This is a genomic window from Lysinibacillus sp. 10T31, assembly GCF_056394365.1.
On record NZ_JBFTHS010000025.1, the window covers coordinates 1 to 16153 of the forward strand.

The window sequence follows — 16153 nt, forward strand, 5'->3', positions numbered from 1 at the left end:
TAATCCTGGGATATTCATGTTAAAATTCATTTGCACAGTTCACCTTTCTATTACTTGTTTCTCGACAATTCAAGTATATATAAATCGGTGAATCTGTGCTTTTTTTATGCGTGGAATTGTGTGAATACCCCAACAAATATTATAGAACCCAAATAAAACAAAAACTATCTCCAACTAGACTAGTGAAGATAGCGTTTTGTTTTACTTATTTTTTTAACTTTGCTAAAACCTTTTCCATTAGTTCTTCTTCCGTTAATGCAGCGACAGGACGACTATTTACAAAGGTAAATGTTTTTTTACGTCCTGGGCCACAATAGGAATGACAGCCAATTTCGATGGTTGCATCAGGATCGATTTCCTTTAATTTTGGAATTAACGTTTTTAAGTTAACGGCCTGACATTCATCGCAAACTTTAAATTCGTTTGCCATTTTGTCAACAACCCTTTCTATATAGTATTTTTTTAACTTCTTTCAGCAATTATTTTCTGTACCGAAAGCGTAGCGACAGGTACAGAAGTCTCCCACCTCTATAGGTGGTGAGATAAATGCGGAATTAATTCACTTTTCAGCGAGTGTCCAAACATCCGTGCTAGCACAAAGCCGATTCCGGACACAATGTTTATCTGTGCGAAAGCAAAGCGTCAGCAACAATTATGCCGAGGCATAATTGATTCAAAAAGTCGTTTCTATTGAACGTATGAACTTTCACATATTTAAGTATGTAGCATACGTACAAACCTACATCGGGTATTGTATCGCATTTTTCCCCTTGTATTCAAGCATAATTCCTTTCACATAGATGAATAAAAGGTTAAAAGATTGGTCATGCTAGTTGTAAATAAAAGTTCCAAATAAAGGTGGGAGGATTTTAATATGAGTAAAGTAAGACAAGATGCTTGGTTAGACGAAAACGATGAATTGTTAGCTGAGGCGGTAATTCGCCATGTGACGGAAGGTAGTACACAATTAAATGCCTTTGAAGAAGCTGGTGACGCTTTAAATCGTACTGCTGCTGCATGTGGTTTTCGTTGGAATGCTGTTGTTCGTAAAGAATACGAGGAACAATTATCCGAAGCAAAAAAAGAAAGAAAAGAAAGAATGCGAGTGTTGGGAGCTCCAGCAAGACGCCGTGCTTCTAGTATGTTTACAGTTAATAGTAGTGCTGCGGAGGGCAAATCAATTCCTCTATCTGCATTAAATCTTGATATTGTCATAGCCTATTTACTACGTTTACAGCACTCTGGTGAAATAGGTAATGAGTCTTCAAAATGGAGACAACTAGTACACGTAACATCTGAGAAAAATAAAAAACTAGAGAAAACAATTTCACAGCTTGAAGAGGAAAATAGAGCTATTCGAAAAGATTACGAGCAATTTGTACAAATTATGAATCGTGCTAGACGACTAGTAACACTAGATGAAGAGGAAGAACGAGTTGCACCTGTTTTTAAAATGGAGAAAAACGGAAATCTTGTTGTAAGTAGCCCTTATACACAAGAAAATGGCGATGCGCTTAATTAGCAGCATCGCTTTTTTCTTTGAACCGATTTATCTCGCGTGGTACCCTTATTGATTAAAGTTTAACTTCATTTTGGTTCAAGCATTTTCGTATTGCGATCTAAAACACGTTGTAAATAAAACGTATATAGTGTTAATTCTTCATCATGAAAAGGTTCGACTCGAATTTCTTCTGCCATATTGTTAAGAAGCTGCTGTAAACGGATCACAACGGCTTCCACTGTTAATGATGCATCAATTAGTTCAGATAATGACGCCATCACATCAGGGACAATGTTAGGATAGGTAAATTTTGTTTCCTCTCCTCTTATACTTTCCTTATAAAAGTCACGAATGAGTGCAGCTCGATCTGAACCGCTTCCTTCAATACATAAATAAATTTGCACTGCTACCCCTTGACGTAATCGTCTCTGAGAAATACCAGCAAACTTCTTTCCTTCAATACTTAAATCATAGGAACCTGGACAATAGGAGCCTACAATTTCATAGGCTTCAATTTGATCAGCTACTTCAGGGAACAATCCTTTTACTAGAGCTACCATTACATCATAACCATCATTAATGCTTAGCGCTTCCGTTTGTTCAGATAAAACAATAGAAATATTCAGTACACCTTCATCAAGCACAACTGCTAATCCGCCTGAATTGCGTACAATAGGATCATAGCCACGTTCTTTGAGCAAGTCCATACCCTGCTGCACATATGGTAAACGGTGATCCTGAATACCGAGCACAACAGAGGCATCATGTACCCAAGTACGAATAGTTGGTGGAGAGGCTAATTGCCCAACTAGCTGACATAAAGTATCGTCTGTTGCAAAGGATTCAAGTGGCGATCTTTGCTTCGCGCTAATGGATTGATCGTAAAAACGCCAAATCGGCTGTTGTAAAATACTTTTCATGATTGGAGCTCCTCTATTTACTTCTCTTCCCTTTAGAATACATTATCTATGGAAGGTGTCAAATTCGTGAAATGCAATCATGAACTTAGGGAATTTGTACAAACTATGATAAACTAAATTTTGAATGGTATTCACTTATAAAGGAGTGTTTTTAATAATGAATGAAGCAGCAATTACTTTAGATGGTTGGTACGCTTTACATGATTTTCGCTCAATCGACTGGGCTTCATGGAAACTAGTTTCTGCTGAGGAACGCCAAGCAGCAGTAAAAGAATTCATTGCATATTTAGAAAAATTAAACGGGGCTGATATCGCTAAAACAGGTGCCCATGCATTTTACGCAATTGTTGGTCAAAAAGCTGACTTTATGATTATGACATTACGCGAAACAATGGAAGAGCTACAAGAGCTTGAAGCTGATTTCAATAAATTAGCGATTGCTGATTTTACAATTCCTACATATTCATATGTATCTGTTGTTGAGCTTTCTAACTATTTAGCAGGAGATTCAGACGAAGATCCTTACCAAAATCCACATGTGCGTGCTCGTCTATATCCTGAACTTCCACGTGCTAAGCATGTATGCTTCTATCCAATGGATAAGCGTCGTCAAGGCAATGATAACTGGTATATGCTTTCAATGGACGACCGTAAATCTCTAATGCGTTCTCATGGTATGATTGGTCGTGGCTATGCTGGTAAAGTTAAACAAATTATTACTGGTTCTGTTGGCTTCGACGATCACGAATGGGGCGTAACACTATTCGCAGATGACGTACTACAATTCAAAAAATTAGTATATGAAATGCGTTTTGATGAAGTTTCAGCTCGCTACGGTGAGTTCGGTGCATTCTTCGTTGGTAACCTTCTTGATAAAGAAAAACTAGTGAAATTCTTAACTGTCTAAAATCTTTTAAATATCAATTTCGCCTTGGCGTAATTGCGTCCGGAAGCTTTGGGCCAACAAATGTTTTTTGCGCGAAAGCGTAGTGCTAACGCAGCGTCAGCAGCACGAGGTTGGTCACTCAGGCGTTTTTACGGGATGTGAAGTTTTTAGCCTGAGTTCCTCTATTTCAGTAGATGTTTGGAAAAGGAACCACATCAGCATTCCTCTCACTGACTTCATGAGGTGGGAGTCTTCTGCTGAATGAAGATAAAAATGCGAGTCCATAGTAGTGGACTCGCATTTTTTAAATTTCATTTTCTTCGCTGTTATCTGATTCCAATATTAAAATAATTGTATGAATAAAAAAGCCAGTTAGAATCATAAGGAAAACTAAATACCAATTATATGGTTGATGATAGTATTCTGCTATACCAACGGCCATGAATGCACTTATGATAATTGCTACAAACGTACCAAAAACATGCATTATAACACTCCTTCATGAAAGCAAAAAATAATTTTCCATTTTAGTATGTCACAGTTTATTTTTAATATACTTGCAAAACATTAGATTTCATCTACTTAATCAAAAAAAATAAGAAAGTGTCATCCACTACGATGACACTTTCTTATTTTTCATACCTCAAGATCTTTCATCCTTAACTTTCAAAATTAGTATTATCGTATTAATGAAAAATCCTACTACGATTATTAATATAAAGAGATACCAATGGAGTGGCTGTCCGTAAAAACTCCCTACTAAAAATGCCAGCACAGCACTCAACAAAATGCCTACCCAAACACCAATCTCCATACCCTGTCACCTCACATGTATTCAATACACATGCAATTTCCTATCTCACATTCCCATATATTTATTCTCTATCTACCATAAAATGTAGGCTCATCACCATAGCGTAGGGGTGATTTCCTTTCTGGTTAGGCGGTTTCTTGGGGACGTAGAGGCAAAAAATGTTTTCTGTGCGAGCGTAGCGACAGCGGCAGCAACAGGATGTTTTTTTGTGCGTAAGCGTAGCGGCAGCAACAGAATGTTTTTTGTGCGTAAGCGTAGCGACAGCAACAGAATGTTTTTTGTGTGTAAGCGTAGCGGCAGCAACAGGATGTTTTTTTGTGCGTAAGCGTAGCGGCAGCAACAGGATGTTTTTTTGTGCGTAAGCGTAGCGGCAGCAACAGGATATTCGTCACGAAGTCGTTATCACAGGACGCGATGCTTTAGCCTCCGTTCCCCTACTCGTTTGCGCACCAGGTTCTCATCTGTGATGATGATTCCCAAGGACCCCAACCACTCCAATCAACTTATATACATGCCATACGTTTGGTGTTGAACATCTAAAATTTTTTAAAAGTCTAGCCCTCTTTTACAGACTACTCGTTATTACTAATATATGCTTAGCATTTTTTTTTTGTGAATTTCTTTCAATCAATTATGCCTCGGCATAATTACGTCCGGAATCGGCCGGAGGCTTTAACTTCTTTCAGCAGGTGTTTAGACATCTACTGAAACAGTAACTTAAACCCGTTCATCTCACCATCTGCTGAAAAAAGTTAAAATTGAACATGTCTACAATACCATCATGCATATACTGTTTGCGAGGAGGAGTGAAAATCGCCGTTATAAAGACGAATGATGCACAAACATCCATGCTAGCAAGGCTGATGGCTCTGAGGCAGAAGGTGAAGGGAATTTAGGTATGCTGATGGTCGGCAATGTTGGCGTCAATCGTGTACGAGCCGATTGTTTAGATTTTACGGATGTTCGTACAATTGAACAAATGGTTTTTCAGCGTCCTGGAGGCTTTGAAGCGACACAAAAAGGCTACTTTTATCAACGAGCACGTGATCAAGACCTTCGATTAGCAAAGAGAGTTATTCAAGGCGAAAGATTCCATCCGGCGACTCGCTCACTATGGTTTTTCAGACCTGAGGGAGATTGTCCAGCACAATGGTATGGTCAGTGGAACAAGGGAAGATTCAAAGCACATTGCTTCTTCTCGCCAACCGAAGAAGATTGTCCTCAAATCTAAAAGAAAGAAGGTTGATAACTTATGATGCCTTATTATTGGACACCGACAACGCAACAACAAATGCCTCCTCAGGTAATGCCTCCACAGACGACTGGAGCTCGACCACCTGGACGGGAGCAATCGTATATTGAAAATATTTTGCGTTTAAATCGTGGAAAACCTGCTACTTTTCATTTTTCCTTCGAGCATGCGGTTGAGCCAGGAAAAAACACGAAAATTGTGCGAGGCGTTGTAGAAGCTGCTGGTCGAGATCATGTTATTTTGCGTGAACTCAAATCGAATCATCGTTTCCTATTCCCAATGATTTACTTTGATTTTGCTGAATATGATGAAGAAATGGCTTATTTTAACCAAAATCCATAATTGACGTGAACTTTTAAAAAGTCTTCTAATTTATATTTTCTTATATGGTAAAATTCCGCTCCTCAAAATGCGAGTAAGATAAAAGCAAAATCAGTGTGCGCTCCTTCGCTACGTCTTATTCATGCTTGCGTCGCCTTAGCAAGTTTCGCTAGACTCCCAATGGGGGCTCGTATTCTTGCTTGTGCCGCAGATGTTTTTCGTCTGAAAACGATGAATCTGCGTGGATATTTGGCATTAAATCAAAAGAATTGGCATGTTAGGATACCTCCTATCATGCCAATTTTTGTGTATAGCTCAAGCCTTGTGGAAGAGCTTTTTATTGATTTTCTTGTAGATACTGCAATGTTGCTTTTCCTAATGTTTTGGCAGCAATCAACATTGCACGTTCATCAAAGTCAAAGCGTGCATGATGGTGAGGATATGCTACCTCCCACTCCGGCTTTTTAGCACCTGTGAAGAAAAATGTTCCTGGTATATTCTCTAAATAATACGCAAAGTCCTCTCCAATCATAAATGGTGGGCACGTTATAATATTTTCTACTCCTGGTATATCTGCTGCAAGTTGTGCAATAAATTCTGTTTCTTTCACATGGTTATAAACAGGTGGGTAGCCTCTTGTATAACGATAATCATAGCTTGCACCAAAGGCCAAACAAGTGGCATTTAAAACGGCCTCAAGTTCTTGCTCCATTTGTTGACGTACCTGCTCTTCAAAAGTACGGACTGTTCCAGCTAATACTACCCGTTCAGCAATAACATTGAAAGGATTTATCGCCTCCAAATGACCAATCGTTAAGACGGCTGATTTTAATGGATCAATACGTCGAGATATAATCTGCTGTGCATTGACTACAAACTGTGACGCAAGAGTAACTGCATCAATAGAATGATGCGGCTCCGCACCATGACCACCTTTGCCATGAATTGTAATCTCCACTTTATCCGCAGCAGCCATAATTGCTCCATCTCTCAGCAATATATCTCCTAACGGTGTTGGTGCCCATAAATGTGTACCGAAAATAACATCTACCCCGTCTAGACAGCCATCTTCAATCATAGGCTTTGCTCCACCTGGCGCCATTTCTTCTGCATGCTGATGAATAAATACTACATTGCCTGCAATGTCATCCTTTATTGCATTAAGTGCTCTAGCAAGCCCTAGTAATGTTGCTGTATGACCATCATGTCCACATGCATGCATTTTACCATCTACTTTTGACTTATAAGGGACTTCATTTTCCTCCTGAATTGCCAGCGCATCAAAATCAGCGCGCAATGCCACTGTTTTACCTGGCTTCCCTCCTCGTAAAGTAGCAACAACACCACGTTCACCTACATGTTCACGAACCTCATGTCCTAGCGCACGATGAAAAGCAGCTATATACGCTGGAGTTTCAACTTCCTCAAAGGATAATTCCGGATATTCATGTAGATGACGACGAATTGCTACCATTTCATCATAGTTATTATCTAGTAAAGTAAAAAGCTTCTCCATATCACAAAACCTCACTTCCTATTTGTCGAACTTATTTGATAATAATAGTGTACTATAAATCCTTACAAAAACAATAGGAATTAAAACTATCCATTCTATAGAAATTATATTGTTCATTACGAAGAAAAATTCTCTTGATTCGTTACTAGTAGTTTCTAATAAAACAAAAACCCCCTTACACATAGTGCAAAGGAGTAACTTTGTAGGAATATTTATATTCAACTTTTATCGAGCATGTTTAAGGGCAGAAACTATAATTAGAATCCAACCAGCTAAAAATAGAACACCACCAATTGGTGTGATGGCACCTAGAACTTTTACGCCGCTGATTGCCAGTACATATAAGCTTCCTGAAAAGAAGACAATACCTAGGTTAAAAAAGATTCCAGCTAAATTTAACTGCTTTACTTCACCTAGTAATTTCGAGCTCATCAATATGCCAATCACAAGTATAGCCGTGGCATGAAACATTTGGTACTGAACAGCTGTTTCCCAAATTCCACGACTATAATCGTCTAGAACCTCTTTTAAAGCATGTGCACCGAATGCACCTAATGCCACTGCTATAAAGCCGTGGAGTGCACCTGTTACGATAAATTTTTTCATGTCATTTTCCCTACCTTTAATCAATTTCGCCTTGGCGTAATTGTAGCTGACGCTTTGCTTTCGCTACAGATAAAACAATGGTCCGGAGGCTTTATCTTCATTTCATTCAGTAGGCGTTAGGACACCTACTGAAAAGGAACCACATCCGCATTCATCTAGCCACCACCTTCAGAGGTGGGAGTCTTCGCTGAATGAAGATAATTAAAAGTCAAAAATTGAATCACCATTTGCTCCGTCTTCTTCTTCAATTTTTGCTGTATATAAACTTGTTTGCTTCGGCTCTGACACTAGCATTTGTGGCAGATGTTTTGACTGGGCTTTAGAATTGCCGTCAGGTGAGTCTAATACCACATCACATAATGCTCGGATTGCTATTAAGGCTTCACGAATTTGTTGTTCGTCTCCAGCATTTTTGACACCAGATAATTGTTTTTCAAGTTGTTGAATAACGGCTTGATAAGGAATCATTGCATTCTCCCACTTTCTGCTTTTGGCACATATTTTAAACAGTCTGTGCCAGAGGATTGTTTAACAACTACAGATGGTATTTGCTTCGTTTTAAAGCCATATGCTACACAGGCCCGTGGAGTTTGTGGGTCCCATGTTACTTTAAAATATTGACATTTGAAACAATTTACCTTCATCGTTGTCCCTCACTTTCTTCTATTATTAACTGTAACACGAAACGATAGGTGCATAAAGAAAACGATTTATGCCAATCTAAGCTAGACTCCAATCAATTGGTTGCTCTCCCCATTCCACTAACTGTGCATTAATCTTTGAGTATGGTTTACTGCCGAAAAAACCTCGATAAGCACTAAGTGGGCTTGGATGAGGCGCTTCTAAAATTAAATGTGATGTTGAGTATTTACGAATTAATAGTTTTTTTCGTTGCGCTGGTTTGCCCCAAAGCACAAAAATAATGGGTTTATCTCTTGATGCTAATTTATCGATTACAGCATCAGTAAATTGCTCCCACCCTTGTTCTTTATGAGAATTCGCCTGACCTGCTCGAACAGTTAATACAGTGTTCAATAACATTACTCCCTGCTGTGCCCATTTTGTTAATGTTCCGTTTTGAGGGATTGGACAGCCAAGATCATCTTGTAATTCCTTTAGCATATTTCGTAGGCTTGGTGGATGTTTGATTCCCGGCATGACCGAAAAGCTTAATCCATGTGCTTGGTTTGGTCCATGATACGGATCCTGACCTAAAATTACGACCTTCACATCATGATAAGCCGTCGTATAAAATGCATTCATTATATCATTCATCGGGGGATAAATTGTTTCTGTTGAATATTCATCTGCTACAAATTGACGTAGCTTTGTGTAATATGTCTTTTTTATTTCTTCTGTAAGTATTGCTCGCCAATCATTCGGGAAATCTTCTTTCATCGTAATATAAGCCCCTCTCTCTTCTTACAACGGTACAAAAAAATAATGTTGAATTCAAGTATCAAGTTCAATTATGCCTTGGCATACTTGTAGCTGTCGCTTTGCTTTCGCTACAGATAAACAATGCGTCCAGAATCGGCTTTGTGCTTAGGCCTGCTGATGTTTTTTGTGCGAAAGCGTAGCGGCAGCGGCAGAACACCCTCTGAAATAGAGGAACTCAGTCTAAGAACGCCACGTCCTGTGGCAATTTATCTGTGCGAAAGCGTAGCGGCAGCAACACGGCTTTATCTGTGCGAAAGCGAAGCGGCAGCAACAACACACGACTGAGTGACCAACATCATGTTGGCCCAAAGCCTCAGGCGGATGTCACAATCAAGAAGCTTAAACTGACCTTCTAAAAATATCTAACTCTGACTATTTTTATAGCATCAGAATAGGACTATACTAGATGGTAATTTTAAAACTTTTATCTATAAAGGAGAATTCCACATGGCTCTTAAAAAAACTTTAACGATTGCTGGTTCAGATACATCAGGTGGCGCAGGTATGCAAGCTGATCTTAAAACATTCCAGGAGCATGGCACATATGGTATGGTGGCATTAACAGTTGTCGTAACAATGGATCCAAACGGTTGGACTCATAACGTAACGCCATTACCAACAGAGCTTTTGCAAAAACAAATCGATACTGCTCTTTCAACAGGCATTGACGCCGTAAAGACTGGTATGCTATCAACGGAAGAAATTATTCGTATCGCAGGTGATGCTATCGCAAAATCTGGTACGACAAATGTTGTCATTGATCCTGTAATGGTATGTAAGGGAGAAGATGAAGTATTAAACCCTGGCAATACAGATGCAATGATTCAACATCTTTTACCATTAGCTGCAGTTACAACACCTAACTTGTTTGAGGCTGGGCAATTAGCTGGAACAGGAACACCAAAAACTATCGAGGAAATGAAAATAGCAGCTCGTAAAATTCATGACCTTGGTGCTAAAGCTGTTGTCATTAAAGGTGGAAAAGCGTTAGCTACTGAAAAAGCAACTGACTTATTCTTCGATGGTGCAAAATTCTACTTATTAGAATCTGAAAAAGTAGCTTCTACTTATAATCATGGGGCTGGCTGTACATTTGCTGCTTCAGTAACAGCAAACCTTGCAAATGGTCTTTCAGTAGAAGAGGCTGTAATTGAAGCAAAAGAATTCGTTTCAGCAGCAATCGCTCACGGTTGGGCATTAAATGACTATGTAGGACCAGTTATGCACGGTGCAAAATCTCGTTTTGGCGCACCACAAGTAACAGTGACAGAAATCTAAAAACGTAAAGGCATCTGATTAGTTTCAGATGCCTCTTTTACATATAGTCGTTCTCCATCATTTCGAGCAATCCCATGGATCGTTCGAAATGAATTGAGCCAATGCCTTACTTTCCTTTTTACGCTCTGCACGTGCTTTCGCTCGTTCGGCTGCAGTTTCATGTAGCTTTGTCTCCTCTACTGTTTCTGGAATAACAGATGGAACTGGGGTTGGTTTATTATTTTCATCTAATGCAACAAAGGTTAATAACGCTGTTGCCGCTACCTTACGTTCTCCCGTTTTCAAATTCTCAGAAATGACCTTTACGAAAACTTCCATTGAAGATGTCCCTGTCCACGTTACATAAGATTCGAAATAGACAGAATCGGTCGGGCGTATTGGATGCAGGAAGTCTACAGAATCCGTTGAGGCTGTTACACAATCTCTACGACTATGTTTAGCGGCGGAAATTGAAGCTACTAGATCGATGTCACTCATTAATCGACCGCCAAACAGTGTATTATGATTATTAATATCATTCGGAAAAACTCGACTTGTACGCATAACTCTAGATTCTTTACAATATTTAAAGTCTTTGTTCACATCCATTCCCCCTAAAACAACTGTTTATTTCTACATATTGATTTATTTTTCCATGAAAATCAATTTAAATACTAGAAAATTTTGAATATTTATTTTAACAGAGGTTTAAGGTTTATTTCTTCAAATGCTCAGGACAAGATACACTACTACTTCATATGCCATATATTAGCTGTATATGGGAGGGAGAAAAATGGCAAGACGTAGACAACAACAAGATCCAGATCCAAATACACAAGCAAGTTTCCTAGGTGCTCAAGAAGCAGGTCTCCTAGGTGAAGACACGGGTGCCCAAGGTGGAAATATAACCTCTACGAAAGTAGAATTAATATCTTCAATGGTTTTGACAATAGGGTATTCATTAGCAACCCTCTCTAACATTTTAGCATTGCAGGAAGAAGAGGCAATTGAACAATCAAGATCATCAGACGCGCAAAATCAAAATGTACTTTTTAGACAAATGCATAGGCATCTATCACATCTCAACAATCGTCTAGATTCCATTGAACGAAAAATCAACCGATATTAATCAATACATACCCAAAAATACCGCTAATTATAAAAAGCCGCGATTCTCCGTCATAAAAGAGAATCGCGGCTTTTTTACTATACTATGATAATGAGCTTTCAGTCTTCTTCCCTAATTACAGCTATACATATCAATGCTGAAGGAACGTCATCTATTGTACCAAGATAGAATTCGTTATTACCTAGTTTAAAATTCCCTTCAACATCATGTGCTGCCTTTCCGTCAGTTAAGGAAGAAATCATGGTCAGTATCTTTTCATTTGTGAAACCGTATACAATGCAAAACGACACATTTTGTACAAAATTGCTTTCACACTCATTATATTGATATATTTCTATAATTTTTTCAAGAATATTGCTTAAAAAATCTTCATAGATTAAAAGATGCAATCAATTAAAAGAGCTTTATTACTTCTTCATACTCTTCTGTTGTGAATACTCTAGAGTTTGTAATGAAATGCATATTTTCAACACTATCTAAAGAAAAACTTGCACCTCTGCCCTCAATCGCATGAATAATCAATTGCGTATGCTTAAAATATTCATATTGCGCTCTATGAATGTAAAAAGGAACGTCACCTATTGTACCAAGATAGATATCGTTTTCACCAATTTTAAAATCTCCTTCTACATAACACATCGGTGCAGAGCCATCACAGCAACCTCCAGATTGATAAAACATGATAGCGCCATGCTTACTCTTAATTAGCTCTATCAAATTTAAAGCCTCTTTTGTTGCAATCACTCGTTCTGCCATGTTGTTATTCATCCCTTGGTATTAGAAGAATCCTTGTGCTTCTTTTTTGTAGCTCACTAAAAGACATTTAGTTTGTTGGTAGTGATCTAACATCATTGCGTGGTTTTCACGACCGATACCAGAAAGTTTGAACCCACCAAATGCAGCACCCGCTGGATATTGATGATAAGTGTTTGTCCAAACACGACCAGCTTGAATAGCTCGACCTGCACGGTAAGCAATGTCACCAGAACGTGACCAAACACCAGCACCTAAACCATATTCTGTATCATTTGCAATTTCCATTGCTTCATCGAAATCTTTGAATGTAGTCACGCCAAGCACTGGACCAAAGATTTCTTCTTGGAAGATTCGCATTTTATTGTGACCTTTGAAAACTGTTGGTTTAATGTAGTTACCTCCTGCAAGGTCGCCTTCAAGAATATTTTCTTCTCCGCCTATTAAGCACTCAGCACCTTCTTCTTTACCAAGTTTTAGGTAAGAAAGGATTTTTTGTTTTTGTTCGTTAGAAGCTTGAGCACCCATCATGACTTCTGTATCTAATGGATTACCAATTTTAATAGCTTTTACGCGTTCTAATGCAAGTTCAATGAATTTATCGTAAATGGATTCTTGAACAAGTGCACGTGAAGGACAAGTACAAATTTCACCTGAGTTTAATGCGAACATCACAAAGCCCTCAATTGCTTTATTTAAATATTCATCATCTGAAGCCATTACGTCCTCAAAGAATACGTTTGGTGATTTACCACCTAGCTCTAACGTTACAGGAATAATATTTTCAGTTGCATATTGCATAATTTGGCGACCAACAGCTGTTGAACCAGTAAAAGCAATTTTTGCAATTCTTTTGTTCGTTGCAAGCGGTTTACCAACTTCAACACCAAAGCCGTTTACAATGTTAAGTACGCCTTTTGGTAGGATGTCTTGAATTGTTTCAATTAACACTAATAATGAAACTGGCGTTTGTTCAGCTGGTTTCATCACGATACAGTTACCTGCTGCAAGTGCAGGAGCAATTTTCCAAGCAGCCATTAAGATCGGGAAGTTCCAAGGAATGATTTGGCCAACTACACCTAGTGGCTCTTGGAAGTGGTATGCAACAGTGTCGTTATCTAATTGTGTTGTACGTCCTTCTTGTGCACGGATAACACCTGCAAAATAACGGAAGTGATCAATTGCTAAAGGAATATCTGCGTTTAAAGTTTCGCGAACTGCTTTACCATTATCCCATGTTTCTGCAACAGCAATCATTTCTAAGTTTTCTTCAATGCGATCTGCGATTTTATTTAAAATAGATGCACGCTCAGTTGCGCTTGTTTTACCCCATGCATCTTTTGCTGCGTGTGCTGCATCAAGAGCAAGCTCAATATCTTCAACTGTTGAACGAGCTGCCTTTGTGAAAACTTGACCTGTTACTGGTGTTTTATTTTCAAAGTATTGACCTTTTACTGGAGGAACCCATTCGCCACCGATAAAGTTATCATATTTTTCTTTGAAATTTACTACTGCACCCGGAGTATTAGGATTTGCATAAATCATAGTATCAATCTCCCCATATTTTATTTATGAAACCGCATACAAATTATAACGACACAATTCAATTTATATTAATCTGTTTCATGTGTCCTATATTGATACATCAAAATAGTTTTTTCAAGTAATTAACCTTGTTAATAGTGTAAAATAGTTTTTTTAAAATAAAGAAATTTCTGTATTTTATCAATAACATTTATGATTATGTTGGCAACAAAGTCTTTCAATTTCCCTTTGTCATCTTTTTTAACTATACTTAAAGGAGAAATAATCGAGAGGAGTGTTAAGATGCAAGAAGTACAAGTAAAGACGTTGCAGGAATTATTGAATTCTTTCGCCAACAAAGACGTTTATATTCATCTTGAGACGACAAACGGTTCTTATGCAGCACACTATGATGAGAAATTTTTCAATGCAGGTGCTTTTATTCGCAATGCAAAAATCAGCTATGAACTTGCTAAAGTGGTAGATGATTCACCCCATCGTGTCGGGTTAAAAATGGCACATGGCTGGGTTTATGCTCAAGGCATCACACATTTTGAATTAGATGATTTAGGCCGTTTATTAATGGCTGGACTAGACTACTCAGGTAAATTGGCGATTGCACTTGAAATTAGCGAAACGCCATTTACTTACTAAGGGGGACAACTTTTTGAATTTACAACCACAACGTCATATTTTAATTGTTTACCCTCACCCAGATGATGAGGCTTTTTCAGTTGCTGGAACAATTGCCTATTATACAAAGAAGATGAATACACCTGTTACATATGCCTGTTTAACTTTAGGTGAAATGGGACGTAATTTAGGAAATCCACCTTTTGCAACTCGTGAATCTTTGCCAGAAATTCGACGTAAGGAGCTTGTTGCAGCAGCAGAAGCTATGGGAATACAAGATTTACGTATGCTTGGTTTCCGTGATAAAACGATTGAATTTGAAGACGATGAAAAAATGGTAAAGCTTGTTGAAGGTTTAATAGAAGAGTTAATGCCTTCTCTTATTATTACATTCTTACCTGGTTTTGCAGTGCATCCTGACCATGAAGCGACAGCACGTGCCGTAGTGGAAGCTGTTCGACGTATGCCAAAAGCTGCACGTCCACAAGTGTTAGGTTGTGCCTTTGCAAATGATACGATTGAAAAAAATGGAGAGCCACATGTTGTCAACGATATCAGTGAAATGAAGATGGATAAAATTAAAGCATTACAAGCACATGCATCTCAAACTGCTTGGATGATGCAAGAAACAGAAAAACGTGTTGATGACGGTGAGCCAATGAGTGAAAGCTGGCTTAATATTGAAAAATTCTATATTGTGAATCCTGATCAATATGTAAAATAACAATAAAACGGTTCTGTCCTCTTTCTTCATTGAGAACAGAACCGTTTTATATTAAGCGACCTTCATCTTTTTTAAAAAATGAATAATGAAGGTTATAAAGAAAATAATAATTAACACGACAAAAAACATATAATGTGGAACGTGAATACCGATGACGCTGGCTAGCATTTTCAGTGCAATAATTCCAATAATAATAAATGCTGTTGCCTCTAATTCAGGTATTTTTTCAATAATGATTAAAAATAAGCCTGCAATAGTTCTCATCATTAAAATACCTAGCATTCCCCCGATTAGTAAAATCCAAATTTGATTGGATATCGCAAAAGCCGCAAAAATCGCGTCAATTGAAAAGGCAATATCCATCAGTTCTACAGAAATAACTGTTGCCCAAAACGTTCCAAAAAGCCGAACCAACAACCCTGTTTTTTTCATCTCTTTGGTACTATCCGCTTCCCCTATCTGTAAGAAATGCGCAACACATAGCCAACCTAAATACAGAGCCCCTAGCAATTTAATAAACCAAAATTCTACCAAATAAACCCCTATCCCGATAAATAAAAATCGGAAAAAATAGGCCCCCAACATACCGTACATTAATGCTCGTTTGCGTTGCTTGTTTGGCAAATGCTTCACTAGCACTGCTAATACAAGTGCGTTATCCGCTGAGAGTAAACCTTCTATTATAATTAGTGTTGATATTAACCCCCAAGATACAGGGTCAGTTAAGATCTCTTTCCACATCTCCCAATTGAAAAATTGCATGTATGTAGATAGAATTCCTTGAATGATTTCCAATTACATACCCTCCTACTTGTCCTAAGGTATTCTATTATATGCTTGACCATTTTTGTTATGAGGAAATGTGTGGACCCTTTAT

The 16153-nt window shown here is 38.2% G+C and carries 21 protein-coding genes and 1 pseudogene; 10 read left to right on the top strand and 12 right to left on the bottom strand.

Going from position 1 to position 16153, the window contains the following annotated elements; genetic code table 11:
* Positions 1–205: 205 nt before the first annotated feature.
* Positions 206–430, bottom strand: a complete 225-nt coding sequence (locus AC1DCY_RS15440) for a YuzB family protein (RefSeq protein ID WP_049667962.1) — start codon at positions 428–430, stop codon at positions 206–208.
* 444 nt (positions 431–874) lie between these two features.
* On the opposite strand from AC1DCY_RS15440, the gene AC1DCY_RS15445 reads away from it, so the two are divergent.
* The gene (locus AC1DCY_RS15445; RefSeq protein ID WP_477351499.1) at positions 875–1522 is read left to right on the top strand and encodes an RsfA family transcriptional regulator; all 648 of its coding nucleotides are present in this window, start codon (positions 875–877) and stop codon (positions 1520–1522) included.
* A gap of 65 nt (positions 1523–1587) precedes the next feature.
* Here AC1DCY_RS15445 and lipL read toward each other — a convergent pair whose 3' ends face one another.
* On the bottom strand, positions 1588–2421 hold the full coding sequence (gene lipL, locus AC1DCY_RS15450) for an octanoyl-[GcvH]:protein N-octanoyltransferase (RefSeq protein ID WP_477351500.1): 834 nt from the start codon (positions 2419–2421) through the stop codon (positions 1588–1590).
* A gap of 157 nt (positions 2422–2578) precedes the next feature.
* Here lipL and hemQ point away from each other — a divergent pair, with 157 nt between their 5' ends.
* Entirely contained in the window at positions 2579–3328 is a 750-nt protein-coding gene (gene hemQ / locus AC1DCY_RS15455; protein WP_477351502.1) for a hydrogen peroxide-dependent heme synthase, read from the top strand.
* A 283-nt stretch (positions 3329–3611) separates the two neighbouring features.
* Here the strand turns inward: hemQ and AC1DCY_RS15460 are convergent, their stop codons facing one another.
* Complete coding sequence (locus tag AC1DCY_RS15460) at positions 3612–3794, bottom strand: hypothetical protein (RefSeq protein ID WP_477351503.1); 183 nt, start codon at positions 3792–3794, stop codon at positions 3612–3614.
* A gap of 533 nt (positions 3795–4327) precedes the next feature.
* On the opposite strand from AC1DCY_RS15460, the gene AC1DCY_RS15465 reads away from it, so the two are divergent.
* From AC1DCY_RS15465 to gerQ, 3 genes and pseudogenes are all read left to right on the top strand, one after another.
* A complete protein-coding gene (locus AC1DCY_RS15465; protein ID WP_477351505.1) occupies positions 4328–4483 on the top strand; it encodes a hypothetical protein in 156 nt (51 codons plus the stop codon).
* A 486-nt stretch (positions 4484–4969) separates the two neighbouring features.
* Positions 4970–5352 (top strand): annotated as a pseudogene (locus AC1DCY_RS15470) (cell wall hydrolase).
* 21 nt (positions 5353–5373) lie between these two features.
* A complete protein-coding gene (gene gerQ, locus AC1DCY_RS15475) occupies positions 5374–5715 on the top strand; it encodes a spore coat protein GerQ (RefSeq protein WP_477351507.1) in 342 nt (113 codons plus the stop codon).
* 316 nt (positions 5716–6031) lie between these two features.
* On the opposite strand, the gene AC1DCY_RS15480 is transcribed toward gerQ, so the two are convergent.
* The 5 genes from AC1DCY_RS15480 to AC1DCY_RS15500 form a co-directional block, all read right to left on the bottom strand.
* Entirely contained in the window at positions 6032–7210 is a 1179-nt protein-coding gene (locus AC1DCY_RS15480) for a M20 family metallopeptidase (RefSeq protein WP_477351509.1), read from the bottom strand.
* A gap of 225 nt (positions 7211–7435) precedes the next feature.
* On the bottom strand, positions 7436–7816 hold the full coding sequence (locus AC1DCY_RS15485) for a DUF423 domain-containing protein (protein ID WP_477351511.1): 381 nt from the start codon (positions 7814–7816) through the stop codon (positions 7436–7438).
* Between the two features lie 201 nt (positions 7817–8017).
* Entirely contained in the window at positions 8018–8284 is a 267-nt protein-coding gene (locus tag AC1DCY_RS15490) for a YwdI family protein (RefSeq protein WP_477351513.1), read from the bottom strand.
* Complete coding sequence (locus AC1DCY_RS15495; RefSeq protein ID WP_477351515.1) at positions 8281–8460, bottom strand: uracil-DNA glycosylase; 180 nt, start codon at positions 8458–8460, stop codon at positions 8281–8283. The genes AC1DCY_RS15490 and AC1DCY_RS15495 overlap by 4 nt, the downstream gene beginning before the upstream one ends.
* 76 nt (positions 8461–8536) lie before the next feature.
* On the bottom strand, positions 8537–9214 hold the full coding sequence (locus AC1DCY_RS15500) for a uracil-DNA glycosylase (RefSeq protein ID WP_477351517.1): 678 nt from the start codon (positions 9212–9214) through the stop codon (positions 8537–8539).
* Positions 9215–9373: 159 nt separating this feature from the next.
* On the opposite strand from AC1DCY_RS15500, the gene AC1DCY_RS15505 reads away from it, so the two are divergent.
* Both AC1DCY_RS15505 and thiD read left to right on the top strand, forming a co-directional pair.
* Entirely contained in the window at positions 9374–9541 is a 168-nt protein-coding gene (locus tag AC1DCY_RS15505; protein ID WP_477351519.1) for a hypothetical protein, read from the top strand.
* Between the two features lie 162 nt (positions 9542–9703).
* Complete coding sequence (gene thiD, locus AC1DCY_RS15510) at positions 9704–10534, top strand: bifunctional hydroxymethylpyrimidine kinase/phosphomethylpyrimidine kinase (protein ID WP_477351521.1); 831 nt, start codon at positions 9704–9706, stop codon at positions 10532–10534.
* Between the two features lie 57 nt (positions 10535–10591).
* On the opposite strand, the gene AC1DCY_RS15515 is transcribed toward thiD, so the two are convergent.
* On the bottom strand, positions 10592–11116 hold the full coding sequence (locus tag AC1DCY_RS15515; RefSeq protein ID WP_477351523.1) for an acyl-CoA thioesterase: 525 nt from the start codon (positions 11114–11116) through the stop codon (positions 10592–10594).
* 190 nt (positions 11117–11306) lie between these two features.
* Here AC1DCY_RS15515 and AC1DCY_RS15520 point away from each other — a divergent pair, with 190 nt between their 5' ends.
* Entirely contained in the window at positions 11307–11642 is a 336-nt protein-coding gene (locus AC1DCY_RS15520; protein WP_477351525.1) for a hypothetical protein, read from the top strand.
* Between the two features lie 393 nt (positions 11643–12035).
* On the opposite strand, the gene AC1DCY_RS15525 is transcribed toward AC1DCY_RS15520, so the two are convergent.
* A complete protein-coding gene (locus AC1DCY_RS15525) occupies positions 12036–12398 on the bottom strand; it encodes a DUF779 domain-containing protein (protein WP_477351527.1) in 363 nt (120 codons plus the stop codon).
* Positions 12399–12419: 21 nt separating this feature from the next.
* A complete protein-coding gene (exaC, locus tag AC1DCY_RS15530; RefSeq protein WP_328007773.1) occupies positions 12420–13940 on the bottom strand; it encodes an acetaldehyde dehydrogenase ExaC in 1521 nt (506 codons plus the stop codon).
* A 282-nt stretch (positions 13941–14222) separates the two neighbouring features.
* Between exaC and AC1DCY_RS15535 the strand changes: the two genes are divergently transcribed.
* Positions 14223–14573, top strand: coding sequence for a YojF family protein (locus tag AC1DCY_RS15535; protein ID WP_477351529.1), 351 nt, complete (start codon positions 14223–14225; stop codon positions 14571–14573).
* A gap of 13 nt (positions 14574–14586) precedes the next feature.
* A complete protein-coding gene (gene bshB2 / locus AC1DCY_RS15540) occupies positions 14587–15276 on the top strand; it encodes a bacillithiol biosynthesis deacetylase BshB2 (RefSeq protein ID WP_370082812.1) in 690 nt (229 codons plus the stop codon).
* Between the two features lie 51 nt (positions 15277–15327).
* Here bshB2 and AC1DCY_RS15545 read toward each other — a convergent pair whose 3' ends face one another.
* Positions 15328–16071, bottom strand: a complete 744-nt coding sequence (locus AC1DCY_RS15545; protein WP_477351531.1) for a TerC family protein — start codon at positions 16069–16071, stop codon at positions 15328–15330.
* Positions 16072–16153 lie beyond the last annotated feature (82 nt).